This is a genomic window from Paenibacillus sp. PK3_47, from assembly GCF_023520895.1.
Taxonomy (GTDB): Bacteria; Bacillota; Bacilli; order Paenibacillales; family Paenibacillaceae; genus Paenibacillus_AQ.
Window position 1 is genome coordinate 4,961,034 of the sequence record NZ_CP026029.1, and the last position, 26,301, is coordinate 4,987,334.

29 protein-coding genes are annotated in these 26,301 nt (G+C 50.5%); 20 read left to right on the forward strand and 9 right to left on the reverse strand.

Going from position 1 to position 26,301, the window contains the following annotated elements:
• The first annotated feature begins 190 nt into the window (after positions 1-190).
• From C2I18_RS21520 to C2I18_RS21530, 3 genes are all read left to right on the forward strand, one after another.
• Complete coding sequence (locus C2I18_RS21520; RefSeq protein WP_249897771.1) at positions 191-604, forward strand: hypothetical protein; 414 nt, start codon at positions 191-193, stop codon at positions 602-604.
• 500 nt (positions 605-1,104) lie between these two features.
• On the forward strand, positions 1,105-2,880 hold the full coding sequence (locus C2I18_RS21525; protein ID WP_249897772.1) for an ABC transporter ATP-binding protein: 1,776 nt from the start codon (positions 1,105-1,107) through the stop codon (positions 2,878-2,880).
• Positions 2,870-4,729 (forward strand): ABC transporter ATP-binding protein, encoded by a 1,860-nt coding sequence (locus C2I18_RS21530; protein ID WP_249897773.1) that lies wholly within the window; start codon positions 2,870-2,872, stop codon positions 4,727-4,729. The genes C2I18_RS21525 and C2I18_RS21530 overlap by 11 nt, the downstream gene beginning before the upstream one ends.
• 63 nt (positions 4,730-4,792) lie before the next feature.
• Here C2I18_RS21530 and C2I18_RS21535 read toward each other — a convergent pair whose 3' ends face one another.
• From C2I18_RS21535 to C2I18_RS21550, 4 genes are all read right to left on the reverse strand, one after another.
• Positions 4,793-5,266, reverse strand: a complete 474-nt coding sequence (locus tag C2I18_RS21535; protein WP_249897774.1) for a VOC family protein — start codon at positions 5,264-5,266, stop codon at positions 4,793-4,795.
• A gap of 65 nt (positions 5,267-5,331) precedes the next feature.
• A complete protein-coding gene (locus C2I18_RS21540) occupies positions 5,332-5,580 on the reverse strand; it encodes a DUF7667 family protein (protein WP_249897775.1) in 249 nt (82 codons plus the stop codon).
• Positions 5,581-5,707: 127 nt separating this feature from the next.
• Entirely contained in the window at positions 5,708-6,748 is a 1,041-nt protein-coding gene (locus tag C2I18_RS21545) for an HD-GYP domain-containing protein (protein ID WP_249897776.1), read from the reverse strand.
• Between the two features lie 79 nt (positions 6,749-6,827).
• Positions 6,828-7,541, reverse strand: coding sequence for a molybdenum cofactor biosynthesis protein (locus C2I18_RS21550; protein WP_249897777.1), 714 nt, complete (start codon positions 7,539-7,541; stop codon positions 6,828-6,830).
• A gap of 138 nt (positions 7,542-7,679) precedes the next feature.
• Here C2I18_RS21550 and C2I18_RS21555 point away from each other — a divergent pair, with 138 nt between their 5' ends.
• The 11 genes from C2I18_RS21555 (at position 7,680) to C2I18_RS21605 (ending at position 16,856) form a co-directional block, all read left to right on the forward strand.
• Complete coding sequence (locus C2I18_RS21555; protein WP_249897778.1) at positions 7,680-9,119, forward strand: bifunctional metallophosphatase/5'-nucleotidase; 1,440 nt, start codon at positions 7,680-7,682, stop codon at positions 9,117-9,119.
• 71 nt (positions 9,120-9,190) lie between these two features.
• Complete coding sequence (locus tag C2I18_RS21560) at positions 9,191-10,015, forward strand: undecaprenyl-diphosphate phosphatase (protein WP_249897779.1); 825 nt, start codon at positions 9,191-9,193, stop codon at positions 10,013-10,015.
• Positions 10,016-10,165: 150 nt separating this feature from the next.
• Positions 10,166-11,269, forward strand: coding sequence for an HD-GYP domain-containing protein (locus tag C2I18_RS21565; protein ID WP_249897780.1), 1,104 nt, complete (start codon positions 10,166-10,168; stop codon positions 11,267-11,269).
• 260 nt (positions 11,270-11,529) lie between these two features.
• Positions 11,530-12,666: a radical SAM/CxCxxxxC motif protein YfkAB gene (gene yfkAB / locus C2I18_RS21570; RefSeq protein ID WP_249897781.1), complete on the forward strand. Its 1,137-nt coding sequence runs from the start codon at positions 11,530-11,532 to the stop codon at positions 12,664-12,666.
• Between the two features lie 18 nt (positions 12,667-12,684).
• Positions 12,685-14,043 carry a hemolysin family protein gene (locus C2I18_RS21575; protein ID WP_249897782.1) on the forward strand — a complete coding sequence of 453 codons (1,359 nt, stop codon included), beginning with the start codon at positions 12,685-12,687 and terminating at the stop codon, positions 14,041-14,043.
• A gap of 248 nt (positions 14,044-14,291) precedes the next feature.
• The gene (locus tag C2I18_RS21580) at positions 14,292-14,510 is read left to right on the forward strand and encodes a spore coat associated protein CotJA (RefSeq protein ID WP_249897783.1); all 219 of its coding nucleotides are present in this window, start codon (positions 14,292-14,294) and stop codon (positions 14,508-14,510) included.
• A 4-nt stretch (positions 14,511-14,514) separates the two neighbouring features.
• A complete protein-coding gene (locus C2I18_RS21585; protein ID WP_249897784.1) occupies positions 14,515-14,781 on the forward strand; it encodes a spore coat protein CotJB in 267 nt (88 codons plus the stop codon).
• A 67-nt stretch (positions 14,782-14,848) separates the two neighbouring features.
• Complete coding sequence (locus C2I18_RS21590; protein ID WP_249897785.1) at positions 14,849-15,418, forward strand: manganese catalase family protein; 570 nt, start codon at positions 14,849-14,851, stop codon at positions 15,416-15,418.
• Between the two features lie 188 nt (positions 15,419-15,606).
• Positions 15,607-15,780, forward strand: a complete 174-nt coding sequence (locus C2I18_RS21595) for a hypothetical protein (protein WP_249897786.1) — start codon at positions 15,607-15,609, stop codon at positions 15,778-15,780.
• Between the two features lie 161 nt (positions 15,781-15,941).
• The gene (locus C2I18_RS21600) at positions 15,942-16,283 is read left to right on the forward strand and encodes a hypothetical protein (RefSeq protein ID WP_249897787.1); all 342 of its coding nucleotides are present in this window, start codon (positions 15,942-15,944) and stop codon (positions 16,281-16,283) included.
• A 219-nt stretch (positions 16,284-16,502) separates the two neighbouring features.
• Positions 16,503-16,856 (forward strand): MmcQ/YjbR family DNA-binding protein, encoded by a 354-nt coding sequence (locus tag C2I18_RS21605; protein WP_249897788.1) that lies wholly within the window; start codon positions 16,503-16,505, stop codon positions 16,854-16,856.
• 123 nt (positions 16,857-16,979) lie between these two features.
• On the opposite strand, the gene C2I18_RS21610 is transcribed toward C2I18_RS21605, so the two are convergent.
• Together C2I18_RS21610 and C2I18_RS21615 are read right to left on the reverse strand one after the other, a co-directional pair.
• Positions 16,980-17,522: an NADPH-dependent FMN reductase gene (locus tag C2I18_RS21610; RefSeq protein WP_249897789.1), complete on the reverse strand. Its 543-nt coding sequence runs from the start codon at positions 17,520-17,522 to the stop codon at positions 16,980-16,982.
• Between the two features lie 375 nt (positions 17,523-17,897).
• Entirely contained in the window at positions 17,898-18,644 is a 747-nt protein-coding gene (locus C2I18_RS21615; protein ID WP_249897790.1) for a VOC family protein, read from the reverse strand.
• A 192-nt stretch (positions 18,645-18,836) separates the two neighbouring features.
• Here C2I18_RS21615 and C2I18_RS21620 point away from each other — a divergent pair, with 192 nt between their 5' ends.
• From C2I18_RS21620 to C2I18_RS21635, 4 genes are all read left to right on the forward strand, one after another.
• Entirely contained in the window at positions 18,837-19,775 is a 939-nt protein-coding gene (locus tag C2I18_RS21620; RefSeq protein WP_249897791.1) for an aldo/keto reductase family protein, read from the forward strand.
• 18 nt (positions 19,776-19,793) lie between these two features.
• Positions 19,794-20,816 (forward strand): SDR family oxidoreductase, encoded by a 1,023-nt coding sequence (locus tag C2I18_RS21625; RefSeq protein WP_249897792.1) that lies wholly within the window; start codon positions 19,794-19,796, stop codon positions 20,814-20,816.
• 132 nt (positions 20,817-20,948) lie between these two features.
• Complete coding sequence (locus tag C2I18_RS21630) at positions 20,949-21,608, forward strand: class I SAM-dependent methyltransferase (RefSeq protein ID WP_249897793.1); 660 nt, start codon at positions 20,949-20,951, stop codon at positions 21,606-21,608.
• Between the two features lie 107 nt (positions 21,609-21,715).
• Positions 21,716-22,711: a CapA family protein gene (locus C2I18_RS21635; RefSeq protein WP_481857952.1), complete on the forward strand. Its 996-nt coding sequence runs from the start codon at positions 21,716-21,718 to the stop codon at positions 22,709-22,711.
• Between the two features lie 221 nt (positions 22,712-22,932).
• Here the strand turns inward: C2I18_RS21635 and C2I18_RS21640 are convergent, their stop codons facing one another.
• Positions 22,933-23,085 (reverse strand): hypothetical protein, encoded by a 153-nt coding sequence (locus C2I18_RS21640; RefSeq protein ID WP_249897795.1) that lies wholly within the window; start codon positions 23,083-23,085, stop codon positions 22,933-22,935.
• A gap of 92 nt (positions 23,086-23,177) precedes the next feature.
• Here C2I18_RS21640 and C2I18_RS21645 point away from each other — a divergent pair, with 92 nt between their 5' ends.
• Both C2I18_RS21645 and C2I18_RS21650 read left to right on the forward strand, forming a co-directional pair.
• Complete coding sequence (locus tag C2I18_RS21645) at positions 23,178-23,513, forward strand: helix-turn-helix domain-containing protein (RefSeq protein WP_249897796.1); 336 nt, start codon at positions 23,178-23,180, stop codon at positions 23,511-23,513.
• Positions 23,444-24,331 carry an IS3 family transposase gene (locus tag C2I18_RS21650; protein WP_249897797.1) on the forward strand — a complete coding sequence of 296 codons (888 nt, stop codon included), beginning with the start codon at positions 23,444-23,446 and terminating at the stop codon, positions 24,329-24,331. The genes C2I18_RS21645 and C2I18_RS21650 overlap by 70 nt, the downstream gene beginning before the upstream one ends.
• A gap of 90 nt (positions 24,332-24,421) precedes the next feature.
• Here the strand turns inward: C2I18_RS21650 and C2I18_RS21655 are convergent, their stop codons facing one another.
• On the reverse strand, positions 24,422-25,255 hold the full coding sequence (locus C2I18_RS21655) for a carbohydrate ABC transporter permease (protein ID WP_249897798.1): 834 nt from the start codon (positions 25,253-25,255) through the stop codon (positions 24,422-24,424).
• Positions 25,255-26,145: a carbohydrate ABC transporter permease gene (locus C2I18_RS21660; protein ID WP_249897799.1), complete on the reverse strand. Its 891-nt coding sequence runs from the start codon at positions 26,143-26,145 to the stop codon at positions 25,255-25,257. The genes C2I18_RS21655 and C2I18_RS21660 overlap by 1 nt, the downstream gene beginning before the upstream one ends.
• Between the last annotated feature and the right edge of the window lie 156 nt (positions 26,146-26,301).

Genomic DNA, 26,301 nt, shown 5'->3' on the forward strand with positions numbered 1-26,301 from the left:
ACCTGACTGGGTATCTACACGCAAAAATATAAAATTGACAAACTTGTAACATTAGCATGTACAACATACAAAAATTGCTGTATTGTTAAAGGTAACTTAATTGGTGTGATTAATACACAAAAGGAGGGTTTCCACCTAGAATCGGCAGGAGCCCCTTTCTTACATTATTTTAGGTAGATCGGAGTGTTAGATGAATGAAATAAAAGCACTGTTGCACAATTACCGGGTGATTGAAGAGCGGGTTATTGTATTCATTATTCAACATTCGGGTGTTGAGTATGTACAAGAATCGGATAAAGTTGTTGAAGGCGGAGCATTTGCCTGGACTAGCCTAGGAGCGGAACACCAGATCCTTCAGGACGAGCTGTGGTCAGACTATGTTACAATCTCTGAATCCGCACGTGAAAGACTTCAACAAGCTGACAGTCAACATCTGGCTGACTTTGACCTGAGTTGTGAAAGAGTGCGCAGTTTTATAAAACAAGATGATGTGCTGCTGGTATCCACGTTAGAGGCAGCGGCCGAAGCAGCCAAGATTGAACTTGATTTGCAGAAGTATCTGATTGCCCAGCCTTACCACGCCATTTTATCAAAAGCGGAATAGAATGATCATAGCTTATAAGCTATACCGATAATATGTGTCCGCAGCCGCCTTTTAACATTTAAGGTAGGCTGCCGGGCACTTTTTTATTTATCTGCATTGAAAATTACAGATTTACGGGTGATGAATCTTGCTTAGGCTTAATCCTGAAGGATATGCGAGGAAACAGGAGCAATTAAAGATATGGCGGCCTTTTCTTATCTCTTTAAGCCGTCTTTCTTAGGGATAATCGGGAATACGGCGCTTTCTACGCTTTGCCGCATTAAAATAGGGATGATAAACTGCATAAAGTCACTAAAATGGAAGCGCTAAAAAACATGGCTTGCGATGACAGCTTTTGCTACTTCGCAAGCCAAACTTATGCCGTTACCGAGTTGTGCCCGAGGAACGGGCTTACTCTGTAACTGCTAAGATTCTGCTTACGAAGCGGGCTTTACTTCGTAAAGCTAAGATTCTGCTTACGAAGCCAGCTTTACTTCGTAAAGCTTTTAAGGAGGAAAGAGATGGATGTTCTCAGGCAACTGCGGGGCTTTTACCGGGAGAAGCTGCATTATTTGATTCTTTCGATTCTATGCTTGGCCGCCGCAACTGCAGTGGGGCTTATTACCCCCAATTTGTTAAGAAGGTTGATTGATGATGTAATTGTTCCCCTGAAGTTTACTGAGGTGCCTGTACTTGCACTTGCTGTTCTCGGCGTGGTCATAGTTAAAGCCAGCCTGCAGTTTGCGCATGGCTTCTTCGGGGGAAGGCTGGGAAACTTTCTGGCTTACCGTCTGCGCAATGCCTGCTACGAGAAGCTGCAGTTCCTGTCTTTCCGCTATTATGATACCGCGAAGACAGGCGATCTGATGTCCCGGTTAACCGGGGATCTGGAAGCAATCCGTAACTTTATCGGCTTCGGCTTCGCCCAATTGCTGAATGTGTTTTTTATGGTGCTGTTCGGTTCGATTATGATGTTCTCGCTTAACTGGCAGCTTACACTGGTAACGTTGATCACGATGCCGTTTCTGGCGGCAGTAGCCTTCCGGTTCGAATCCAGGATTCACCCGGCCTTTCAGGAGATGAGGCTTGCGCTCAGCTCACTGACAACGGCAGTACAGGAGAATATTACAGGTGTCCGCACCGTCAAATCATTTGCCAGAGAAGCTTATGAGGTTGAGAAATTCTCGCACCGCAATGAAAGATATAAGGAAAATCAGATTTTTGCCGCTGAGCTGTGGAGTAAATTCTTTCCTGTAATGGAGCTGCTGGCTTCGGTAAGTATCGCGATCCTGCTGGGTGTCGGCGGTACACTTGTTATTAAAGGGCATATGTCGCTTGGAGAGCTGGTAGCCTTTTTCAGTCTGATCTGGTATATTATCGGCCCGGTATGGGGACTTGGATTTCATATTAATAACTACACCCAATCCAAAGCTTCCGGTGAACGTGTGCTTGAGGTGCTTAACCAGCCGATCGATGTCCGGGACAAGGAAAATGCCCGCGAGCTGAAGTCTGCCGATGTGCAGGGTGAGGTGGTATTCAACCATGTTACCTTTGCTTACGGAAATAAGATGCCGGCTGTAAAGGATATCCATTTTGAGGCAAAGCCAGGTGCAGTCATTGGTTTTCTCGGGGGCACAGGCTCAGGGAAATCAACCATTATCCAGCTTATGATGCGTGCTTACGATGTTAACCAGGGCAGCATTACGCTTGATGGAGTGGACATCAGGGATTATAAAGTCCGCAGTCTGCGTTCCCAGATCTCAACAGTATTCCAGGAGACCTTCCTGTTTTCTTCCTCCATCCGTAACAATATATCCTACGGGCTCAAAAATGTGAGTATGGACGAAATCATCCGTGCGGCACAGCTGGCCAAGGCGCATGACTTTATCATGGAAATGCCTGACGGATACGATACGGTGGTAGGGGAACGGGGAATGGGGCTGTCCGGCGGCCAAAAGCAGCGGATTGCCATCGCCAGGGCGCTGCTTAAAGATCCGCGTATCCTCATTCTCGATGATGCCACCAGTGCGGTGGATATGGAGACAGAGCATGAGATTCAGGCAGGATTTCAGGAGGTTATGCGCGGCCGGACTACGCTGATCATTGCCCACCGGATTTCTTCTCTGCGCCATGCTGACCAGATTATTGTCATGGATGAAGGCAGAATGGTCCAGACAGGTACGCATGCGGAGCTGATTGCTGTTCCTGGCCCGTATCAGGATGTATACCGGATTCAATACGCGGATTATCTGGCCAGAAATACAGACCGGGAGGAGGGGAACCGTCATGAAGCTTGAAACTAACAAAGGCGCTGCAACTATACGGGGCAAGAACAAGGCTGAGGAACAGAGTCTTGATGAACGTTTTGTATACAAGGATGATGACCAGATTGATAAAGCGTTTGACTGGAAGCAGTTTACCCGGCTGTTCAGTTATATGAAGCCTTATGCGAAGCAGATGCTGCCGCTGGTTTCGGTGCTGATGATTCTCGGTACGGTAACGAAGCTTACGGTTCCTTTTCTGACAAGTATGGCTATTGATAAGGCGATTGCGCCAAAAGAGGGCAGCCCCAGCCTAACGCTGCTCTACACGCTGACTGTCAGTGTAATTGTGCTCTATCTGATTCAGTGGATCGCAGGAGTGTACCGGATCAAGTATACAAATGTCATCGGGCAAAGAGTGATTTATGATCTGCGCTCAGACCTGTTCCGGCATATCCAGAAGCTCTCGTTCAACTTCTTCGATAAACGTCCGGCCGGTTCCGTGCTGGTGCGGGTGACCAATGATATCAACTCCCTGCAGGATCTGTTCACGAACGGGGTCGTCAATCTGATGATCGACTGCGTGCAGCTGGTCGGGATTACAGTCATTCTCCTGCTGATTAACTGGAAACTGGGTCTTGCCGTAATGATTACGGTACCTGTCATGTTCTTCGTTTCCACCAAGCTGCGGCAGAAAATCCGTATCGCCTGGCAGGATGTGCGGATGAAAAACTCGCGGATCAATTCGCACTTGAACGAATCGATTCAGGGCATCCGGGTTACCCAGGCTTACACCCAGGAACAGGAGAACATGAATTACTTCGATTCCATGAACATGGACAGCCGGAAATCCTGGAATAAAGCTTCGGCGATGAACCAGGCGTTCGGTCCGATTATTGAAATCACCGGCGGTTTCGGGACGATGATCCTGTTCTGGTTCGGTGCCTATCTGATCCAGTCCGGGGAGCTGACAGTCGGCTTCCTCGTGGCATTCAGCACCTATGTCAGCAACTTCTGGGACCCGATCAACCGCCTGGGACAGATGTATAACCAGTTGCTGGTGGCGATGGCTTCCTCGGAACGGATTTTTGAGTATCTCGATGAGCAGCCGTCTGTCCAAGACAAGCCGGGTGCCAAACCGCTGCCGAAGATTCAAGGCGACATCCGCTTTAACAAGGTAGTGTTTGAATATGAAAAAGGCCGGGCTGCGCTAAAAGGAATTGATCTGGATGTAAAAGCCGGACAGTCCATCGCGCTTGTCGGACACACGGGCTCAGGCAAAAGTACGATTATCAACCTGATCGGCCGGTTTTATGACATCAAGAGCGGGACGCTTACAATAGACGGCCTGGATGTCCGCGACGTTACGCTGCAGAGTCTGCGGGAGCAGATCGGTATTGTGCTGCAGGACACCTTTATTTTCTCAGGAACGATCCGGGATAATATCCGTTTCGGACGGCTGGATGCCACGGATGAGGAGATTGAGGAGGTTGCCAAGGCGGTAGACGCCCATGAGTTCATCATGAAGCTGCCGGGCGGTTATGACACAGAGGTGGAGGAGCGGGGCAGCGCCTTATCCATGGGGCAGCGCCAGCTATTGTCCTTTGCCCGGGCTCTGCTTGCAGACCCGCGCATTCTGATTCTGGATGAGGCTACGGCAAGCATTGATACGGAAACGGAGATCAAGATTCAGGAAGCGCTGAAGCTGCTGCTTCAGGGCCGGACCTCCTTTATCGTTGCCCACCGGCTGTCGACCATCCGTCATGCGGACAAAATCGTCGTGCTGGATCACGGGGAAATCAAGGAAGAAGGTACACATGCCGAGCTGACTGCGAAGGACGGCATTTATAATGGTCTGATAGAAGCGCAGTTCCGCTTTCTATAGAGACAGCAAGAGCAGCAGCTTCTTTCCGGGTAACATCCGGAGAGGCTGCTGATCTTTTTTTGGTTACCTGTAATCCGGGCGTTCCCTTTCATTCAGGGACTCCCACTCTGACCAGGTCATCAGGCCCAGTTCAGGACGCGGATCATCGTTCAGCATGGCGATCAGCTCCAGGGAATGCCCGTCAGGATCGTCGAAATAAATCGAGACCGCCGGCATAAACGGAAACACGATCAGCTCTTCCGAGCTCTCCCCATGGAAATTCTCCGATGGAATGCCGAGGCTGTCCAGATAGGTGCGGGCCTTTAGCATGTCTTCAAGCTCCACACGAAAAGCGAAGTGCTGGCGCTGAACCAGCGGGGAAGGATAATTTTCACGGATGCCAAGCATGGACTCACCGGGCCGGCCGACCCAGTAAAAGCTTGATTTTCTGGCGGGGTCTTCGTGAAGACGGATAATCCCCGGGAGCTGTTCATAAAACTGTGAAGAGGCTTGATAATTGCTTACATTAATATGTGTCTCAAAGATACCTTTAATCATGGTGTCATCTCCTTGGCTGGGCGCTGCTGTAATGATTATCGTTACATTATAACATATGTCCTGTTTTATTGATGCCGTTTACTCACTCTGCCGGTTATACGCATTTCCTGCATCCTCGCTCCGATCTCTTCCTGCCAAAGGGTGTCATCCGTATCCAGGGCAAGCTGGGCCTGGTTATTCAGGCAGGCCATTTCCCAGCAATACTTCGCATTGACTTGAAGACACTGCCGCAATTCCGTTTCTTCGGCACCCGTGAGCGGGCGTCCGCAGCTTATAATATATAGTTCTGCCAACCGCTGATGAACTGCAAGCATGCTGAAGCCTCCTGATAAGTTATGGTATTAGTCTCGCCACAGCAGGACAGGTTCAAACTTAAGAAAAAGAAGGTTCCCCTTGACCGCCGCAGGCGTCACGGGGAACCTCTTCTGGTATACGCGGTATCTATTCCATATAAAGCTCAATTACCGCTACGTTACGCTCACGGGACAGATCCAGAAATTTACTGTCAATCTGGACAAGCGGGCGGAACACATCAACCGGATTGTTCATGATTATAACGCCCATCTCTCCGGTGCTCAGGAGCACCCGTTTGCCGATAAAGTTCGGCATCAGATGATGGGTAAAGGCCTGTACGATGGTCGCGTTCAGCTTGCCGAAGCTGAGCGTGTGAATCTCCCGCAGCACAGAGATCAGCTCCTGCTTGGACTGATATACACGGTGGGAGGTCATAGCACTGTAGACATCAGCTATGGCAGCAATCTGGGCATAAGGGTGAATGTCTGATTTCGTCAGCTGATTCGGATAGCCTGAGCCGTCTTCGCGTTCATGATGCTGCAATGCGGCAAGTGCCGTGTAGGAATCATTCATCGAGTTACTGATGATTTCGTGTCCGTAAACCGTATGCAGCTTGACCTCCGCATATTCTTCAGCGGACAGCTTGCCCGGCTTGTTCAGAATAGAGGTCTTAATCCGGCACTTCCCGATATCGATCAAATAACCGGCCCGGCCGATTTCGTAGCATTCCTTCCTGGAATATCCGAGCCATGAAGATATGTAATAGGACAGCATGCCCACCTGGAGCGAGTGGGTATAGGTGTAATTATCCTCCCTGTCCAGCAGGAGCAGCAGTGTCACTACATCCTTATGCTTGTCGAGAGCATCCAGGGAGGGCTGGAGAATATCATCTACTTCAGACTGGTTAAAGCTGCCCTTAGTTAAAGCTTCCATATATACAGCCTCGAAGCCTTCAATACTGGTATCAAAGCTGCGGGTAACCGCCTGAATAATGGATGTTCTGCCTGCCTGCGGCGGAGCTTCGGGCAGGGATTCGATGTCCACATAGTCTAATCCGTGCTGGATCAGTCTGGCGATTCCGTCCATTTGAAGCTGTGTTCCTTTGGGCAGCACATGAAGACCCCTGGCGTTAAAGGTGTCGGTGCGCAGACAATCCCCCGGTTTAAGATCCATGACATGTACTCTCAATGAATATGCCACCTTACTATAGCGATTTTTTCCAGCATAGCAATTAAACCGGGAATATTCAATAGTTTGGAAGCGTTTGTTACAGCCCGGAAAAGCCTGCGGCTTTGGGGTCAGCGCCGAGCCACTGCCCGCCGGACTCGCCAATGTCTTTTTTCCATACGGGAACGGTTGCTTTCAGCTTTTCAATAGCAAAGCGGCTGGCTTTGTAGCAGACATCGCGGTGTGCGGCGGATACGGCAATAATAACGCTCGCTTCCTTCAGGCCGACCAGCCCGATCCGGTGTGAAATGGCGCAGCCGGCGTTCCAGCGCCCGCTAACCTCGCGGCCGATTTCCTGCAGCTTGGCGAGCGCCATAGGAAGATAAGCTTCGTAATGGAGCGCGGTAGTGCGCTGCTCACCAGTCATTTCACGGGTAGTGCCGACAAAGACGAGCGATGCCCCGTGATTATTATCAAGCACCTTCTCCAGAAGATCTTCAGCACTTAACGGCTGGTCGGTAATGCTGAACAGTCCGTCTTCCGTCTCACCGCAAACCGCTTCGGGTTCACCGCCTGAAACAGGAGGAATGAGCGCCACTTCAGAGGCTTCGGTAACGAGGGCATCCTCAGGGGCATACTCACGGTCTATCGCTGCCATGGATACATGAATCTGCGGAGCGGCATCCGGATAAGCAGCGGACAGAAGCTCCTTCAGTTTTCCGGCCGTTATAGAATTTTCATGAACATGGAAGGTTATAGCGGATGAACCGATAACTTCGGCTAGGCCTGCAAACAGGCGGATAGTTACGTGCATAAAATTTTCACCTCATGGTCTTAATAATGATTACAATATACCATATTGGCCTCTAAAATGTTATGCTAGGCTTTATAGATCACATACGCCTGCCGTCTTAAAAAGAAGCGGCTTCGCAGGTTGGAGGGATACAGACTAATGGAGTCCGCACCGCAAAGATTGACAATCCTGCATACAAATGATATACATAGCCACTTTGCCATGATGAGTCCGGTAGCCGCTGAGCTTGCCCGCCTGAAAGCTGCCGCAAGGGAGGAGCCTGTACTGCTGGTAGATATCGGTGATCATATGGACCGTGCGGCGGTGGAGACCGAAGGATCAATGGGCCAGGCGAACATTGATATTCTCAATTTAACGGGATACGACGCTGTTACTATCGGAAACAATGAAGGCCTGACCTTTTCGCCGGAAAAGCTGTCGGCCATTTTTTCGGGTCTGCAGTGTCCAGTAGTCTGCTGCAACTTTTTGGAGAGCCATACCGGGAAGCCTCCACACTGGATGAAGCCCCGTGCGGTTATCGAGAAGGACGGGATTAGAATCGGTATAACGGGGGCCACCGCCGCTTTTACAGCTTTTTATTCGCTGCTGGGCTGGGATGCCCTTGATCCTGAAGAGGCTCTGCGCGAGCAGTGCCGTCTGCTGGCGCCGGAGGCGGATATCATCATTGTTCTTTCCCATCTCGGGCTGCCTGCGGATCAGCTGCTGGCCGAGAGGCTGGACGGGGTACATGCTATTCTTGGGGGACACACCCATCATATGCTGGAGAAGCCGCTGATGATCAGCGGCACTGCTGTGTGCGGAGCCGGCAAATTCGGCCGCTATATCGGGCGGCTGCAGTTCGGGCGGGCGAATCCGGAAGAGGGCTTCAAGCTGATAGCAGGTGAATGCATCACGGTTGATCCGGCCTTGACTGAAGAGCTTATTGCTCCGGCCGTCCAGCTGCATCTGCAACATAGCCGTGAAGCGCTGGGAGGGGCAGTAGCGGTCAGCGACCGTGAGCTTCCGCTGAATCTGAACGGGGAATCTCCCTTTGGCAATCTGCTGGCCCAGGCGGTGCGCCGCTTCACCGGCAGTCCGCTGTCGCTGGTCAACACCGGGCAGCTGCTCGGACCGCTGCCAGAAGGGGAGATCTCGGCGGGTATGCTGCATGCGCTCTGCCCGTCTCCGATTAATCCCTGCCTGATTCAGCTGAAGGGCAGGGATATCAAGACTGCGCTAGTGCAGAGCCTGACGGCGGAATTCTGCAATAAAGTGATCTACGGCTACGGTTTCCGGGGAGAGGTGCTCGGCAGTCTGGCTGTGGACGGATTAAAAATCTTGTACGATCCGGCTGCCATGCCTTATGATAACGTTATTGCAGTCTTTGCAGGCGGTGAACCTCTGGAGGATGACCGCGAATATACCGTTGGTACACTGGATATGTTCACCTTCCGGACAGGGTATGAGAGCATTGCAAACGGGCGTGATCCCGTGTATCTCGTGCCCCATTTTCTGCGTGACCTGCTGCGGATGGAGCTGCAGCGTCCAGGCAGCCTTGAGGAATGCGAAACCACCCGCTGGATCAGCTCGTCTACTTAAACCTCCTGCTACATATAATTATTCAGAGCTATATAAGCACCAGTGTTCATTTTCATTATCAGGAGGAGTATATGGATACAATTACAGCAATCATTCTGGCCGTCGTAGAAGGGATTACGGAATTCATCCCGGTCTCATCTACCGGGCACATGATCCTGACCTCGAAGCTGTTAGGCTACGACGAGCAGGAACCGATTATGAAGACTTACGAAATTGTGATTCAGTTAGGTGCGATTCTGGCTATTGCGCTGGTCTACAGGCAGCGGATTGCAGATTTGCTCGGGCTGGGGCGCAGCCGTAAGAGCGGGGGTGTAATGCCTGCTTCGCGTCTGAACCTGATACACGTGATTCTGGGCATTGCCCCGGCGCTTGCGGTGGCTTTTTTTGCCCGTGACTTTATCAAAGGCCTCTTCGGGGCTTCGACAGTTCTCTGGGCGCTTGTTGCCGGAGGGATTCTGATGATTGTTGCCGAATGGATGAACGGGCGCAAGGTCAGGGTGACCGCCAGAGAGCTTGATGATATTTCCTACGGGCAAGCGCTGGCGATTGGGCTTTACCAGATTATTTCCGTGCTCTGGCCGGGATTCTCCCGTTCAGGCTCAACGATCTCGGGCGGTATGCTGAGCGGCGTCAGCTACAAAGCTTCGGCGGATTTCTCTTTTCTCATTGCGATTCCGATTATGTGCGCCGCGTCGGGCTACGAGCTGCTGGATTCCTACAAGTATTTTACAAGTGAGACCATCTGGAATTTTGCCATAGGTTTCATTATTTCATTTGTGGTTGCTTATTTTGTGGTGATTCTGTTCATGAAGCTGATCCAAAAGATCAGACCTACCCACTTCGCAATTTACCGGTTTATTCTGGCAGCTGTATTCTGGCTGTTTATTATGCGTTAATAGACCGGCCCGGTGTGCCGGGGGAGAATATGAGAATGGCAATGTAGTGCTCATGCCGGATCGCAACAGGTAACGGTACAGACAAAGTGTGTGACGACAAGATTTTGATACAGAATAGCAATTTACCGTTAAAGGCAGGAGTGAGCCAAGGTGCGTTTAATATCCGTGAATCAGCTTCGGGCGGGGATGAGGCTGGGCAAAAAAATTTATAATGATGAAGGGCTGGTTCTGCTTGCGGACGGAATTGAGCTTACGGACGGGTTGATCAAGCGGCTGGCCAAAATTGACATCGGCTTTGTCTACATACAAGATGCAGCTACGGATGACATTGAGATCAAAGGAATGCTGCATGACGAGACCCGTAACAGGGCGCTCAAGGTGATCAGGAACCAGTTTCAGGAGATGTCTGTCGCTTCCGGCATTACGAAGGGCTTTTATCATCTCGACAAAAAATTCTCCGGGATTATGGACTCGATCCTGGATGACATGTCCTCGCAGGAGGACCCGATGATTATGCTGGCGGATATGCACACTGCCGATAATTATCTGTATGTGCATTCGCTGAATGTCTGTCTGTATACGCTTGTACTCGGCATTGCCTACGGCTACAGCAGAGAGGAGCTGCGGGTCATCGGACTGGGTTCGCTGCTGCATGACATCGGCAAGACACAGATTCCGGTAAAAATCATCCAGAAGCCGGGCATGCTCAGCGACGAGGAATTCCGCCATATGCGGGCCCACACCGAGATCGGGTACCGGATTCTCAAAGAAGAGCCGAATATCCCGCTGCTTGCGGCACATTGTGCCCTTCAGCATCATGAGCGCATCGACGGCTCCGGTTATCCGCGGGGCCTCACCGGCCCGCAAATCCATGAATATGCCAAGTGGCTTGGCGTGGCGGATTCCTATGATGCGATGACGTCCAACCGGATTTACAAAAAAGCGATGCTGCCGCATCAGGCGGTAGAAGCACTGTATGTAGGCTCCGGCACCCTGTATGAGCAAAAGCAGCTGGAGCTGTTCAGAGACCGTGTGGCTATTTATCCGCTGGGTCTTACAGTGAGGCTGAGCACCGGGGAGAGCGGTGTTGTAGTCAAGATTGATCCGAGTATCCCGCACCGGCCTGTAGTACGCGTATTTACCGGTCCTGAAGGCGAACCTGTAACCCCGTTTGAACGGGATTTAGGGACTGCACTCTCAGTAGTTATCGTTGACGTTACTGATGAGGATATGGAAGCCGTGCAGTCCACTTAAACTTTATGAATTGTGGCGGGAAAAGGGAGTTCTGACCCTCTGTCACATACACAGCGAGGAGAGAAATCAGGAGGCCGCCTGCCAGCGGAGACCTGGTTTTGGCCGCGCTGTTTTTATTTCTTTGACCCTGCCGGAACAGCAGAATTGCGGAAACGTGCAGTTTTTTTAACGATCGTGGTATGATATAGGTTAAGTCACAAGTTCTTTTTCATTTATTTTGGGTTAATAATAAGGAATAAGCAATAAGGGAGAAATACGAAATGAATATATTAGAGCCATCATCAACAACTGTCAGAGAGCTGTCACCAAGCTATGATCCGTGGGATCCCATCACTTCACTCCGTGAGCATGGAAGGCATGTGTTGACCAGTGTGGAGATGACGGTTACGAATCTTTGCAATATGCGCTGTGAGCATTGTGCGGTCGGTGACAGCCTGACGATGAAAGAAGGAGAAATGCTGCCTCTTAAAAATATGCTGAACCGCCTGGATGAAGTGGAGCATCTGCAGACCATCAGCATTACCGGGGGAGAGCCGATGTTCCGTGCTTCAACCGTGGACAACATGATTGTGCCGCTGCTCAAATATGCGCAGGAGCGGGGAATCCGCTCGCAGATCAACTCCAACCTGACCATGCCGTACGCCCGCTACGAGAAGCTGCTTCCTTACCTGGACGTGATGCATATCTCATTTAACTATGTGAACGGCGATGATTTCCATGAGGTCGGCTTTGCGAACAGCGGCCATCCTGTCGCTAAGGAAGCGGCATACCGCTTATATGATACAATGCTGGAAAATTCCCGCCGTCTCAGCGAGGATGGAATGCTGATTTCCGCCGAATCCATGATCAACTACCGTACGCACCGGAAGCTGCCGGAGATCCATAAGCTGATCGGCGATATGGGAGCAAGACGGCATGAGGTACACCCGATGTATGCTTCCAGCTTTGCCTCCTCATTGCCGGTGTTATCGCTGAAAGAGATGGGAGCGGCAATCCATTCCCTGCTGGATGCACGTGATCCGGACATGTGGATGCTGTTCGGGACACTCCCTTTCTTCGCCTGCAGCTTCCTGGAGGAAGACCAGAAGCTCCTGCGCCGGCTCCGCAGCGAAAAGAATGTTACGCTGCGCAATGATCCGGATGGCAGAAACCGGGTGAACGTCAATATGTTCACGGGTGATGTATTCGTAACTGATTTTGCCGATATTTCCGCCTTTGGTAACATTGGCGCCAGCAAGCTGGATGATATTTTCGCCGAATGGCAGCTTCAGCATCCGCTTAACCAGAAGGTGAACTGCCACTGTGATGCCGCAGGCTGCTGCGGCCCCAATCTCCTTGTGGCAGACATGTATTATCCGGAGGTAGATTTCAAATCAAGAAAGGCGATCAATTTGTAGAATCGAGGCGTTGTTATTGTGCATACGGAATTTGACATAGGAAGCTTACTGCTTAATCTTTTGCTGGTTCTGGTGCTTGTTTTATTGAACGGTATTTTTGTAGCCGCAGAGTTCTCGCTGGTGAAGGTCAGACAGTCCCGTCTGACCCAGCTGGTCAGCGAAGGCAACAAGATGGCGGGGTACGCGCTGAAGGTCAACAAAAAGCTGGATGCATACCTCTCTGCCACCCAGTTCGGCATTACGCTGGCCTCTCTTGGACTGGGCTGGATCGGGGAACCGGCCATCTCTGAGCTGCTCGTAGAGCCGCTGATGTTTCAGCTCGGCGTTACCGACCACACTTTAATCTCTACCGTGTCGGTCGTAATCGGCTTTTCAATCATTACCTTTTTACATATTGTGCTGGGGGAGCTTGCACCAAAGTCCCTGGCAATCCAAAAAACAGAAGGATCCGCGCTGCTGCTCTCTGCGCCGCTCATGTTCTTCTATAATCTGTTCCTGCCCTTTATCTGGGTGCTTAACGCTTCGGCCAATGCGCTGCTGCGGATGGTTGGCGTAGAGCCGGCCAGCGAAGCTGAGGCGGCCCACTCGGAAGAGGAGATCCGCATTCTCATGAATCAGAGTGCCAAAAGCGGGGTTATCGATCAGGATGAGATGAAGCTGATGGACAACATCTTTGAATTCTCTGATCTTTTGGCCCGGGAAATTATGCTTCCCCGTACAGATATGGATGTGCTGTACAGCAATCTTACACTGGAAGAGAATATGCGGATTATTACGGAAACCAAACATTCCCGGTATCCGGTTGCAGACGAGGACAAGGACCGGATTATCGGCTTTATCCATATTACGGATCTGCTGTTTGCCCCTCTGGAGCAGCAGCAGAATCTGGCTTCCATTGTAAGACCCATCCTCAATGTGCCTGAATCCATGGAAATAAGCCATGTGCTGCGCCTGATGCAGAAGAACAAGGCCCAGCTTACACTGGTTGTCGATGAATACGGCGGTACAGCCGGACTCCTTACTGCCGAAGAAATTCTCGAAGAGATTGTCGGCGATCTGCACGACGAGTTTGAGGACGAGCGTCCAAGTGTGGAGCGCAACGGCGATTATATCTCGGTGGAAGGACGTATGCTTATCGAGGATGTGAATGATCTTACCGGAGTCATTATAGAAGATGACGAGGTGGATTCCATCGGGGGCTGGCTGTTCAAGGAGCTGGAGGGCAACCCGTCCAAGGGCAAAAGGGTAGTCGTTGGCGACGTTGCCTTTGAGGTAGAGGAATCCACACGGCTGCGGATTACAAGAATTAATATTCACCGGGAGAGGCCTCTGGTAACAGAGGATATGGAAGCCGGGGACAGTGATGAGAAGGAATAGCGGAGTATAGGATGGGCGGCCGCATGCGGTCAGCAGTTCCATACCGGAGATAAACTTGAGAAGCCTCACCTTGCCTGGAGATTTATATCTCTTGGCAGGGGGGGCTTTTTTGACGTAAATGAAAGTATATATATTTGGGGCAGGAGTTCTTATTCCCCCTGAAGCCGACATAAATTAGTTACGAAGAGATGACCGTTCAGGATCAGGATGACCAAGTCATTGCCAACCATGGTATAAGGAGGCTTTATATGAATTCCCAGGAACGTGTGTGGAAGACGTACCGAGGGCCGTTTGACCCGTGCCCGCCGGTGCCGTTCAAAACGTATGTTGTGCCGCCGAATCAGTTCATCCAGTTCCAGCCGCCGGGACTGCCGCAGTTTCCTTTGGCTGAGGCGCTAAGGGCAGGAACACTTTGGCCGGCGCTATTCAGCCCGTACGAATCCAAAGCCGGTAAAGGAGGGATCTAGATCTATGGAAGCGAATGCTTGCGAACCCCGTTACTATGAAATGCTGGAGCAGCTTCAAGTCCTCGATTTTGCACTGGTAGAGCTGAATTTATACCTGGATACCCACCCGGAGGATCTGAAGGCGATTGAGCAGTTCAATCAGTTAACCCAGGAGCGCACCAAGCTGGCGAACCAGTTTCAGGAGCTCTACGGACCGCTGCAGAACTTCGGCCGCGCCTACTCCAAATGTCCATGGGAGTGGAGCCAGAGTCCTTGGCCGTGGCAGGTATAGGCCTGCTGGTGATTAACTAAGTCAATGCTTCCATGACAAATATACCTTTGAGGAGGGTCCGCCCCGAATGTGGATATATGAGAAAAAGCTGCAGTACCCGGTGCGTGTCGGGAAATGTGATGTGAGAATGGCGCGGTATTTGATGGAGCAGTACGGCGGTGCGGACGGGGAACTGGCAGCTGCACTCCGCTATATGAACCAGCGTTATGCTATTCCGGATAAAGTAATCGGTGTGCTCACAGATATTTCGACCGAGGAATTTGCTCACCTGGAAATGATCGCTACGATGATCTATAAGCTGACCAAGGATGCATCTGTAGAGGAACTCGAGGCGGCCGGCCTGGGGCCGAATTACGCGCAACGCGACCATGCGCTGTTTTATCAGAACTCCGCCGGAGTACCGTGGACTGCGGCCTACATCCAGGCTAAGGGAGACCCGATTGCGGATTTGTATGAAGACATTGCCGCTGAAGAGAAAGCCCGTGCTACATACCAGTGGCTGATTGATATGACGGATGACGTGGATCTGCAGGACAGCCTGAAGTTCCTGCGGGAGCGGGAGATTGTGCATGCGCTGCGGTTCAAGGAGTCTGTGCAGATACTCATTGAGGAGCAGGGTAAGAAGAGGATTTTTTGAGCAGGTATGGTGCTCATGGCCAGGATTAAGCCGCCGGTATGGCGGCTTTTTTGTTGTTATAAGGGAGTGGCGCGGTGTGGGCGGAATGAGCGGGAGGAATTGAGATGAAATGCGGGAAGCGGTGATGGGAGAGGGTTAACGGGAGAAATCCCGTTGAAATGCGGGAAGCGGGGATGCGAGGGGGGTTAATGGGAGAAGTCCCGTTGAATTGGCAGGAAGCGACCGGTGTGAGCGGAATTAGCGGGAGAAATCCCGTTGAATTGGCAGGAAGCGACGGTGTGAGTGAAATGAACGGGAGAAATCCCGTTGAATTGGCAGGAAGCGGCGGTGTGAGTGAAAATGAACGGGAGAAATCCCGTTGAATTGGCGGGAGTGCGGCTGGCGAGCGGAATTAGCGGGAGAAATCCCGTTGAATTGGCGGGAATGCGACTGGTGGGCGGAATTAGCGGGCGAAATCCCGTTGAATTGGCTGTAGCATTTGCAAGGTTCAATATTTTTTACCTAATTCAATCACAGTAGCAAAATGAAGAGTACCAATACCTCTGAATTTGCAGAAATCAGCCACGGAGGTGAAATGAAAGGTATAAATACCTCTGAATACGCAGAAATCAGCCACGGAGTTGAAATGAAAGGTATAAATACCTTTGGATTCGCAGAAATCAGCCGCGGAGGTGAAATGAAAGGTATAAATACCTCTGAATACGCAGAAATCAGCCACGGAGTTGAAATGAAAGGTATAAATACCTTTGAATTTGCAGAAATCAGCCGCGGAGGCGAAATGAGAGGTTTAACTACCCTTGAATTTGTGAAAAACATCCGCGATAGCACCATGTATCCGATTTTTCACATCCAATTGGCTCGTTGACCGCCGCGCGATAGCATACTGTATTCGATTTTTCGCATCCAATCGGCTCGTTGACCCCGCGATAGAACACTGTATCCGATTTTTCGCATTCATTTGACTCGTTGACCGCCGCAGGAGCACCATGAATTCGATTTTTAGTATACAATTGGTTCAATGACCACCGCGAAAGCACAATCCTAAATAACAGAAATGATCCAATAATCAAGGAGAGATAATGTTTTGAAGAATACTGTCGAAGAATATTGTTTATCGAAAAAAGGGGCGGGCAAGGAGTATCCCTTCGGACCCGATCCGGCTGTATTTAAGGTTGGCGGTAAAATGTTTGGGCTGCTGTTCCAGGAACATGGGGCTGATCCGCGTCTCAATCTGAAATGCGATCCGGTTATCGCAGAAAATTTGAGGGAGCAGAACCGCGATATCCTGCCCGGGTACCATATGAACAAAAAACACTGGAATACAATTCTGTTAAATGGTTCGCTGTCTGAGCCGGATGTTTTTGATATGATCGACCATTCTTACGATCTGGTTGTAAAATCTCTGCCTAAAAGACTCAGGGATGAACTAATCGGCTGATGCAAAACACCTCTGCAGACGCGAAAATGAAACTGTCCCGTATTAAGTTAGCTGTAAAACAAAAAAACGATCCTCCTTTTTACTAAAGGGGATCGCTTTTTGTTATTTTGAGGCAAAATGCAGTTATACGCGCAGTGTCTTCAGTGCACCGCTCCAGGCGAGTACCTGATCCAGCATTGCATTAACGTTGGCTGTATGCAGATCCGCCGGCTTGAAAACTGTACCGTTCTCGAAGTCTGTGAACAAAGACAGCAGCGGATGAACCCGTACGTCGGCTACCTGCAGCTCTCCCAGAATTCCGCGCAGATGTTCAGCAGCACGCGCACCGCCGGCAGAACCGTAGCTCACAATCCCAGCAGCTTTGTTGTTCCATTCATCACGGGCTGAGTCGAGCGCATTTTTGAGTGCTCCGGTGATGCTGTGGTTATACTCCTGAACGATAAAAACAAAACCATCCAGTGTGGCAAGCTTGGCAGCCCAGGCCTGGGCTTCAGCATAGCTGTCTGTTTCGCCGAGCAGCGGCAATTTAAAATCAGCAATGTCTACAATTTCATAGTTCGCATCTCCGCGGGCGTCGGCAATGCCTTTTACCCATTCGCCAACCTGCGGGCTTACACGACCTTGCCGGGTGCTTCCAAGAATGATGCCGATGTTCAAAGTTGTCATTTGAGATTCCTCCTAAGGTTTGTTTTGGATAACGTAATTTGTTTGTTGAATTTATTATAGCATATTACTTTTATAAAGCAAGTGTGTTTTATATATAAAGATTACAGGTTGCATTTGAGAGTTAAAGGATTTTGTGCAAAAAAATTCTTTGTTATGCCGGACCGGCTTCACCTGTAATTATCATTCCGTGAAAGAAATGCTGGAGCTGAGAGCAGCGGTAAGACTGTTATATAATGATATGCTGTGCCAACTGTAATAGACTGCAAGAAACTCATGCTTATGCCGTCCCAGTCTTCCAGAAAGCAATGCTTATGAAAAAAGAGCACCTGGCAGATAATATTCTCTGCAGGACGCTCTTTCATTTTTTCAAATCAATCATCTGTTAAGAATCACCAGATTGCCTGCGCGGATCTGCTTATGTGCATAATCCGGATTCCTGCAGTCCAGTACGACTTCCACGCGGTATGTATGAGAGGCAATAAAGACGATTTTTTGGGCGCCAAGTGTAACAGTCAGCGTGTCCTGATGTTCCTGGTAATCCTTGAACAGGGCGTAAATAAGCCCGCGGTCTGCTGTGCTGAGTGTGCCATGGATAATAACCTCCGCAATTCCTTCAATTCCATGATCCCGGCTGTTTGGAACCATGTACTGCTCCATGAACTGCCTGCTTTTCTCATCATTCATCTGCTGCAGGAAGAACTGAAAAGGCATCCCCGTGAACGGAGGCAGGTAAGCGTTCCGCCAGGGCATGGTTTTGGTCAGCCGGTTAAAAAACCAGCGGAAGGAAAGAGGCTCAGGCGGACTGATGTTCACTTGCTTGTCCTGAAGCGTCCGGTACAGCTCATCGATATTCTCCACTTCCAGCGCGAAGCCGATCAGTCCTCTGTGCCCGCCAAGATACTGCCGGGTCCATTCCGGTATCCATCCGCCGCCGTCCGGTTTTTTGATGCGCACAAACTCGAAGTATTCTTTACCGATCCACAGATTGGATACTTTGAAGCCGCGTGTGCCTTTTCCCCAGGAAGGCTTATAGGGTAAACCCATGTCCAGGATACTCTGAATAAGGGTTTTGTCCTCCTGAATCTGGCGGTCTACATTCACTACTAAATGGTCAATCTTCACCCAATCATCCCTTCTGAGCAATAACCTGTGTCCTATTAATTGGAAAAACATAACTTCAGCTTATCATACTTTAGCTTCTATTTAATCCAAATAGATAGAAATTGCAGGAAAACTGGTCTAGAATAGACATGTGTATCTGCCAGCCGGATCCAGCTGTAGCCGGAGCAATGGCCAATGAGAGGAGAGTGTCAAATGAAATACCGCAGATTAGGCGCATCAGGGTTGAAAGTCAGTGAGATCAGCTTGGGCAGCTGGCTGACTTACGGGGGTTATGTGGAAAGAGAGAATGCCGTTAAAGCCATTGAAACCGCTTACGGATTAGGCGTCAATTTTTTTGATACAGCCAATGTCTATGAGAGAGGTGCGGCAGAAAAGGTGCTGGGCGAGACGCTGCGCGGTTTTCCCCGGGAGTCTTATGTTCTTGCAACCAAAATATTCGGCGTAATGGGGGACGGTCCCAATGACCGCGGCCTCTCCCGCAAGCACATTACTGAACAATGCCATGCCAGCCTGAAGCGGCTGGGTGTGGAATATGTCGATATTATGTACTGCCACCGCTATGATCCGGAGACACCGGTAGAAGAAACGCTGCGGACACTGGATGATCTGGTCCGGCAGGGCAAAATACTCTATGTCGGCGTCAGCGAATGGACAGCGGCGCAGATGACAGAAGCACTGGCGGTAGCCGACCGTTATCTGCTTGACCGTATCATTGTTAACCAGCCTGTATATAATCTGTTTGAACGTTATATAGAGAAGGAAGTCATCCCGCTCGGCGAGCGCCAAGGGATCGGACAAGTGGTGTTTTCTCCGCTGGCCCAGGGGCTTCTGACCGGTAAGTACAATTCGGCAGACGATATTCCGGAAGACAGCCGGGCTGCCAAGCTGGATTGGATGCGCAAAGGCATTACCGGGGACAAGATTGCAAAAGTCCGGGAGCTGAGCGGTATAGCAGCGGAACTGGACATTTCGCCCGGCAGTCTGGCTCTTGCCTGGATTCTCCGTCAGCGCAATGTAGCCAGTGCGCTTGTCGGGGCAAGCCGGCCGCAGCAGGTTGAGGAGAATGTAACAGCATCCGGTATTGAGCTGAGCGAGGACGTTCTGGCACGCATTGACGAAATCATTGCCTGAGTAGAGGAGCGGATACAGATGAAGGTATTGTTTATTGGAGGAACAGGATTGATCAGCCAGGCGGTATCAAAGCTGGCAGTGCAGCAGGGAGTGGAGCTGTATCTCTTTAACCGCGGGGAGCGGGAAGAATTTGTGCCGGAAGGGGCAAAGGTTATCCGCGGCGATATCCGTGACGGTGCCGGAGCTGCCAAGGCGCTGAAGGGTCATGAGTTCGACGTTGTAGTGGACTGGATCGCCTTTACGCGTGAACATGTGCTGCTTGACATAGAGCTGTTTGCCGGGAAGACGAAGCAATACATCTTTATCAGCTCTGCATCCGCATATCAGAAGCCGCAGCGGAATTATCTGATTACGGAGGAGACACCGCTGGCCAATCCATACTGGCAGTATTCCCGTGACAAAATTGACTGCGAGGAGCTCCTGCTGGAAGCGCACCGTACCAGCGGATTCCCGGTAACGATAGTCCGTCCCTCCCATACTTATGGAGATACCGCCATTCCTGCGGCATTGACCAGCTGGAAGCATCCTTGGTCGCTGGTGGAACGGATCCGCAAGGGCCAGCCGCTCGTTATTCACGGAGACGGTACGTCACTTTGGACGCTGACTCATAATACGGACTTTGCCAAAGGCTTTGTGGGACTTATGGGTAACCCCGAGACGATCGGCGATGCCATTCATATCACTTCCGATGAAGTGCTGAACTGGAACCAGATTTATGCCGCCATCGGGGAAGCGGCCGGCAGAGAACCGAAGGCTGTGCATATTTCGACAGATTTCATCGCTGCCCATACACCGTCAGGGACGGCTGACGGCCTCATCGGCGACCAGGGGGTCAGCAGCGTATTCGACAACAGCAAGCTTAAGCGGCTGGTGCCGGATTTCAAAGCGACCGTACCGTTTGCCGAAGGAATCAGGCAGTCGGTGGCCTGGTTCGAGGCTCATCCGCAGCTGTGCACGGTTGATCAGGAATGGTCCAAAATGCTGGACACGCTGATATCCAGACACGGTGTAGACGCAAAGCTGATCTCCTATTACGTGTAAGCAGAGATATTTGTTCATTATTAAAGGCGGAGGCTCCCTACAGGAGCGACCGCCTTTTGCCGGCAATGTCATGAATCGGGGATTCCTGAATATACTCTCACTACCGAATCACCTTGTAAAGGAGTCCTCGCCATGCCGACACACCCTTATGTCTCGCGTTTTTTTGTCACTTCCGATGCGCGCCGTGATAAGCTGATCTATGATTTGCCGGAATCCTGGTGGAGCAGGCCCTATGAATATGAGTGGTGTACCAACTTCATCTCTCCCCATGACACCGTGCTGGATGCAGCCTGCGGGATCTCCCATCCGCTCAAATTTTATCTTGCCGGTTACACCAGTGAGGTCCATGCCTGCGATGTAGACGCCCGTATTCTATCACGCGAGGACATCATTCAGGACATTTCGTTAGATATCGGACCGGAAGCGGCCAGGCAGGTGCGGGCACGGAGAACGGATAATCTTCACTTAACACAGGGGGATCTGACCAGACTGCCTTATGAAAACGAGAGCTTCGATACGATCTTTTGCATCTCCGTGCTGGAGCATTTGTCCATGGACGACACTGTACTTGCCGTGCAGGAATTCCACCGGACCCTGAACGGCGAAGGCCTTCTGGTGTTAACCTTTGATTATCCCACAGTGGACCTACACCTGATGAATGATGTGCTGCTGCGTTGCGGATTCCAGTACTGGGGGGAGACAGACTTTAATTTGCCCCCGGATGCAGTAACGACTGAGCAATGGGGCGGGCTGAACTGCTTCAGGGCTGTGCTCAAAAAAGGTCAAGCCTAACAGGACTTTCTACCCTTCATATCGGAATCTGCTTTTTGTATAGTAGAGTAAAGCTTACAAAAGGGGTAAAGTCATTGCGCAAAATTGCATTCATCATTCTCAGCCTCCTGCTGCTTATTCCTGCAACCGGGGTTTATAGTAAGGGAAGCGCTCCGGAGGAGAAAATTTCGCTAGTCTTTGCCGGAGATATTCTGCTGGACGGGTTCGTCGGCGACCAGATTACCAGATACGGGGTGAATTTTCCGTTTGCCAAGGTAGCGCCGGTTCTTAAGAAGGCTGATCTGTCTTTCGCCAATCTGGAAACACCGGTTTCCGTGAGAGGCAAGGCAGCGGAGAAGACCTTTGCCTTCCGGTCCAGGCCTGAAACGCTGGGCGGACTCGGCTATGCCGGGATCGACGGCGTCACACTGGCGAATAACCACATTCTTGATTATGGGCAGCAGGCGATGCTGGACACGCTGATTCATCTGGACCGGAACAAGATCGGACATACCGGGGCCGGGAGCAATATAGAGGAAGCTTTTAAGCCTTATGTTAAGACGGTGAAAGGGAAACGGATCGCTGTGCTTGGGGCAAGCCGGGTACTGTCCGGACCTTCCTGGCATGCGGGCAAGAACACTCCCGGGGCCGCTTCCGCCTACACAGCGGAGCCGCTGCTAGGCGCCATTAAAAAATCGGCCAAAGAGAATGACTTTACGGTAGTGTACCTTCATTGGAACGAGGAGTTTAAGGATTATCCGCAAGAATATGCAAGAACGCTGGCGAAGCAGATGATCGACAGCGGCGCGGATATCATTCTCGGTGCGCACAGCCACTGCCTGATGGGGATCGAATACTACAAGCACAAGCCGATCTATTACTCGCTGGGTAACTTTGTGTTCAATAAGTCCACCCGCGGCGGAGAGAAAACGGTGCATTCCATGCTGGCCCATTTTGAAATCAGCGGCTCAGCCGTTACCGGCAGGATCACTCCGGTCAAGATCATTGGCGGTCAGCCGAACTTCATGAATGAAGCCTATAATAAGGAAGCCATTAAAAAGCTGAATGGTCTTTCGTTCAATGCGAAAATTGCTGCGGACGGTAAGGTTAGTGAGAAGCAGTGAGGCGTGAGTTACTATTTATAAAGCTATGTCCATGGTCCGTAATTGCATTTTATACAGCTAAAACAACAAATTTTGTTCATTCTACCTGCTTAGCTGTACTTCTTACAATTAAAAATCCTTAATAAGGCCAATATGGCTAATCCGGTGAGATTTAGCTGTACAGAATACAGTTATATGGTTAAACCTCCATTTTTCACTGTTTTTAATTGTATTAACTACATCTATTTGCCGAAAGCCGCTGGACGTTGGCCGTAAGCAGCAGGCCGAAAGCCGCTGGCGCTTGTCCGCAAGCCGCTGGCCCCAAGCCGCAGGCCGCCAACCCATAGCAGGTAGCTGCAGCCATGATCGAATTCAATCAACCGGTTTACATGCAAAACACCCCACAGCCATTATGAAGTGCACCCCTTAGAATAGACATTGGAAAAACCCCCTGGTTATTCCGATGAAATCTAAGGGGTGCATTTTTATGGCGATTAAAGGACAGAAGTTTAAATCATATACTGAAGAAGTTAAGAAAGAGGCCATCCGCCTACATGTTGAGGAGAAATGGACATACAGGCAGATCACTGAACATCTTGGGATCCAAGATAAGGATAGAGTGAAGAGGTGGATGCGGAAGTACAGAGAACTTGGTGAGTTTGGACTTCTGGATCAGCGAGGGCGCCGAGAGGAATATATGGATCAAGATCGGTATGTTCAAAAGCTTAAACGGGAGAATGACATGTTAAAAAAGTGCTTGGAAATCTGGATGCAGGAGGTAAGGAAGAACGCTTTAAACTCATCGAGCAAGCGGAAAGTCTAGGAGGAATTGCGGAGTTGTGCCAACTCTTTGGTGTCTCCAGAAGCGGTTACTACGCCTATTTGAAGCGAAAAGGGAACGACCGTGACGCCGAAGCCAAACAACAAATTTGTAAAGTCTACAAGCGCTACGAGGGAAAATACGGGTACAGGCAGCTCCAATTGTTCTTGTGGCAAGATGACGGTATTTGGATGAACCACAAAAAGATTCTGCGCCTTATGCAAAGGCTCGGACTTCAAGCCAGGATTCGCCGTAAACGCAGGTGGAACGGGACGAAGCAGCAGGCTGGAGATCGTGTGGCAGAGAACCTGCTGAAGCGAGACTTTACGGCAGAGAAACCCAACCAGAAATGGGTAACGGATGTGACCCAATACCGGGTAGGTGAACGCTGGCTATATCTCTCGGCAATTAAAGATCTGTTCAACAACGAGATTGTGGCCTACCAGCTAAGCGAACGTAACGATAACGAGTTAGTTCTACAAACGTTTGCCAAAGCATTTGCCAAGCGAAAAGACGTGACCGGAGTGGTCGTTCACAGCGACCAGGGATTCCAGTACACGTCTCATGCATACCATGACATGCTGCCAAAGGTTGGCGCCCAAATCAGCATGTCACGCCGGGGCAATTGCCTAGACAATGCCTCTATGGAGAGCTTCTTCTCGCATCTTAAAACGGAAGGGCTCTACCCTTATGATATCCGAAAAATGGCGGAGGCACAAAAGCGAGTTAAGAAATACATTCAATTTTACAATCGAAGACGACCACAGCGTAAATTAAATAAACTGACGCCGGTAGATTACCGACGCCAGTTTGCTGCCTAGGTGTTTTTTTTAATGTCTACTAAATGGGGGCTTGACCATTACGGCCGTGGGGCACTTTGCATGTAAATGAAGTCTGCAGCCGACAATCCATCAGCCCTTAACCGCTCCGGCGACAACGCCTTTGACGATGTATTTTTGCAGGAAGATGAATACGATGATCGATGGCAGGACCGCCATTACCATGGCTGTCATCGCATACTGCCAGTCCGAGGTATACTGTCCCACGAAGGTATAGGCGGCCAGCGTCAGTGTTTTGGTATCCGGCGAGCCGTTAACCATGAGCAGCGGGAGCAGAAAGTCGTTCCAAATCCACATGACGTCGATGATGATGATCGTCGTAGTGACCGATTTCAGCAGCGGGAAAATGACACTGAAGAACAGGCGGAAGCCGGAAGCCCCGTCAATCGTGGCGCTTTCATCGATTTCCATCGGAATTCCCTTAACAAACCCGTGATAGATGAATACGGCCAGCGGTGCGCCGAAGCCCCAGTAGAGCAGGCCCAGTCCCCATGTGCTTTCGGACAGGTTCAGGTTCTTCGCGGTCTGCAGCACCGTCAGCATGATGGACTGGAACGGAATCAGCATCGGCATGATGATCAGGAAGTAGATAATGCCGCTGTATCTGGTCTTGGTCCGTGCCAGCTTATACGCCGCAATGGAGGATACGAATACGATTCCCAGCAGGCCAAGCCCTGTAATGATGAAGTTGTTCAGAAACAGCCGCGGGTAGTTAATGAATTCCCATACATAAGCATAGTTGGCGAAGGTCAGCTGCTTCGGCAGGGCGATGACATCGGTCATGACCTCGCTGAAGGTTTTTAACGAATTGATAATCGTCAGGAACAGCGGATACAGGAACAGGAGAGAGAGGATGACAAGAACAACCTCTAATATGATTCTGCCAGCTTTGTTGTTAGTTTTCATTATGCCTCAACCTCTCTTCTCTTGAAGAACGTCAGCTGAATGACTGTCACGATCAGCACTGCGACGAACAGAATAAGCGCTTTTGCCGTACCGTAGCCGTACAGATTGTTCTGGAATGTGTCACGGTAAATGTCGTAGGCGATACTGTAGGTGGTTCCGCCAGGGCCGCCGCCGGTCAGCGACAGGATGACGTCGAATACCTTGATTGAGTTAGTCAGTGCCATGAACACCGAAATGGTGATCGACGGGGCGAGCAGCGGCAGCGTAATGCTGAAGAATCTTCTGAGCGGTCCGGCGCCGTCCACCGTAGCAGCTTCTTTCAGGTCTTCAGGTACCGACTGCAGGCCGGCAATGTAAATGACAAGATAGAACCCGATGGACTGCCAGATGGATACCCCCAGTATGGAGATAAAGGCCAGCCCCGGCGTCCCCAGCCAGCTGAGTCCGAAGATCCCCCAGCCTGTACTTTCACCCAGCGAGTTAAAGCCCTGCATAAAGATGAACTTCCAGATGAAGCCGACGATTACGAGACTGAGGATATAAGGAATGAAGAAAGCCGCTCTCAGCCACGAGGTGGTTTTCAGCTTCATATCCAGCAGAACGGCAAGCAGGATCGCCAGCACGTTGACGATAATGATATAGAGTACAGCGTATTTAATGGTGAACCAGGCGGAATCGGAGAAATTCGTGTCCCCGGTAAAAATTTGTTTGAAATTATCCAGTCCCACAAATTTGGGATGCTTGGAAATTCCGTTCCACTTGGTCATCGAATAGCGGATGGTCATGATGAACGGGACGTAGAAGGCTACTGCGATACAGATGAGAACGGGCAGGGTGAACAGCCCGAACTCTGTTTTCTCACGCCATTTTCTGCCGAGTGATTTTAACATGGATGCACCTCTTCTGCTATTTATAGGGTGGGATTAATGACCCCGCTTGCCACACTTAACCATTCCGGTTAGTCTATATTGTGTATTATAGAGCAGCGCCGTATACTCAAAAATGGATTTAAGAAGACAGTTAGGGGTAAAAAAGTGAACTGAAGC

Coding starts and splice junctions, on each gene's coding strand:
- C2I18_RS21590 (WP_249897785.1), top strand. CDS start 14,849: ATGTGGATATATGAGAAAAAGCTGCAGTACCCGGTGCGTGTCGGGAAA.
- C2I18_RS21535 (WP_249897774.1), bottom strand. CDS start 5,266: ATGATTAAAGGTATCTTTGAGACACATATTAATGTAAGCAATTATCAA.
- C2I18_RS21560 (WP_249897779.1), top strand. CDS start 9,191: ATGGATACAATTACAGCAATCATTCTGGCCGTCGTAGAAGGGATTACG.
- C2I18_RS21645 (WP_249897796.1), top strand. CDS start 23,178: ATGGCGATTAAAGGACAGAAGTTTAAATCATATACTGAAGAAGTTAAG.
- C2I18_RS21550 (WP_249897777.1), bottom strand. CDS start 7,541: ATGCACGTAACTATCCGCCTGTTTGCAGGCCTAGCCGAAGTTATCGGT.
- C2I18_RS21580 (WP_249897783.1), top strand. CDS start 14,292: ATGAATTCCCAGGAACGTGTGTGGAAGACGTACCGAGGGCCGTTTGAC.
- C2I18_RS21630 (WP_249897793.1), top strand. CDS start 20,949: ATGCCGACACACCCTTATGTCTCGCGTTTTTTTGTCACTTCCGATGCG.
- C2I18_RS21540 (WP_249897775.1), bottom strand. CDS start 5,580: ATGCTTGCAGTTCATCAGCGGTTGGCAGAACTATATATTATAAGCTGC.
- C2I18_RS21595 (WP_249897786.1), top strand. CDS start 15,607: ATGGGAGAAGTCCCGTTGAATTGGCAGGAAGCGACCGGTGTGAGCGGA.
- C2I18_RS21660 (WP_249897799.1), bottom strand. CDS start 26,145: ATGTTAAAATCACTCGGCAGAAAATGGCGTGAGAAAACAGAGTTCGGG.
- C2I18_RS21620 (WP_249897791.1), top strand. CDS start 18,837: ATGAAATACCGCAGATTAGGCGCATCAGGGTTGAAAGTCAGTGAGATC.
- C2I18_RS21625 (WP_249897792.1), top strand. CDS start 19,794: ATGAAGGTATTGTTTATTGGAGGAACAGGATTGATCAGCCAGGCGGTA.
- C2I18_RS21600 (WP_249897787.1), top strand. CDS start 15,942: ATGAAGAGTACCAATACCTCTGAATTTGCAGAAATCAGCCACGGAGGT.
- C2I18_RS21610 (WP_249897789.1), bottom strand. CDS start 17,522: ATGACAACTTTGAACATCGGCATCATTCTTGGAAGCACCCGGCAAGGT.
- C2I18_RS21585 (WP_249897784.1), top strand. CDS start 14,515: ATGGAAGCGAATGCTTGCGAACCCCGTTACTATGAAATGCTGGAGCAG.
- C2I18_RS21530 (WP_249897773.1), top strand. CDS start 2,870: ATGAAGCTTGAAACTAACAAAGGCGCTGCAACTATACGGGGCAAGAAC.
- C2I18_RS21555 (WP_249897778.1), top strand. CDS start 7,680: ATGGAGTCCGCACCGCAAAGATTGACAATCCTGCATACAAATGATATA.
- C2I18_RS21655 (WP_249897798.1), bottom strand. CDS start 25,255: ATGAAAACTAACAACAAAGCTGGCAGAATCATATTAGAGGTTGTTCTT.
- C2I18_RS21520 (WP_249897771.1), top strand. CDS start 191: ATGAATGAAATAAAAGCACTGTTGCACAATTACCGGGTGATTGAAGAG.
- C2I18_RS21525 (WP_249897772.1), top strand. CDS start 1,105: ATGGATGTTCTCAGGCAACTGCGGGGCTTTTACCGGGAGAAGCTGCAT.
- yfkAB (WP_249897781.1), top strand. CDS start 11,530: ATGAATATATTAGAGCCATCATCAACAACTGTCAGAGAGCTGTCACCA.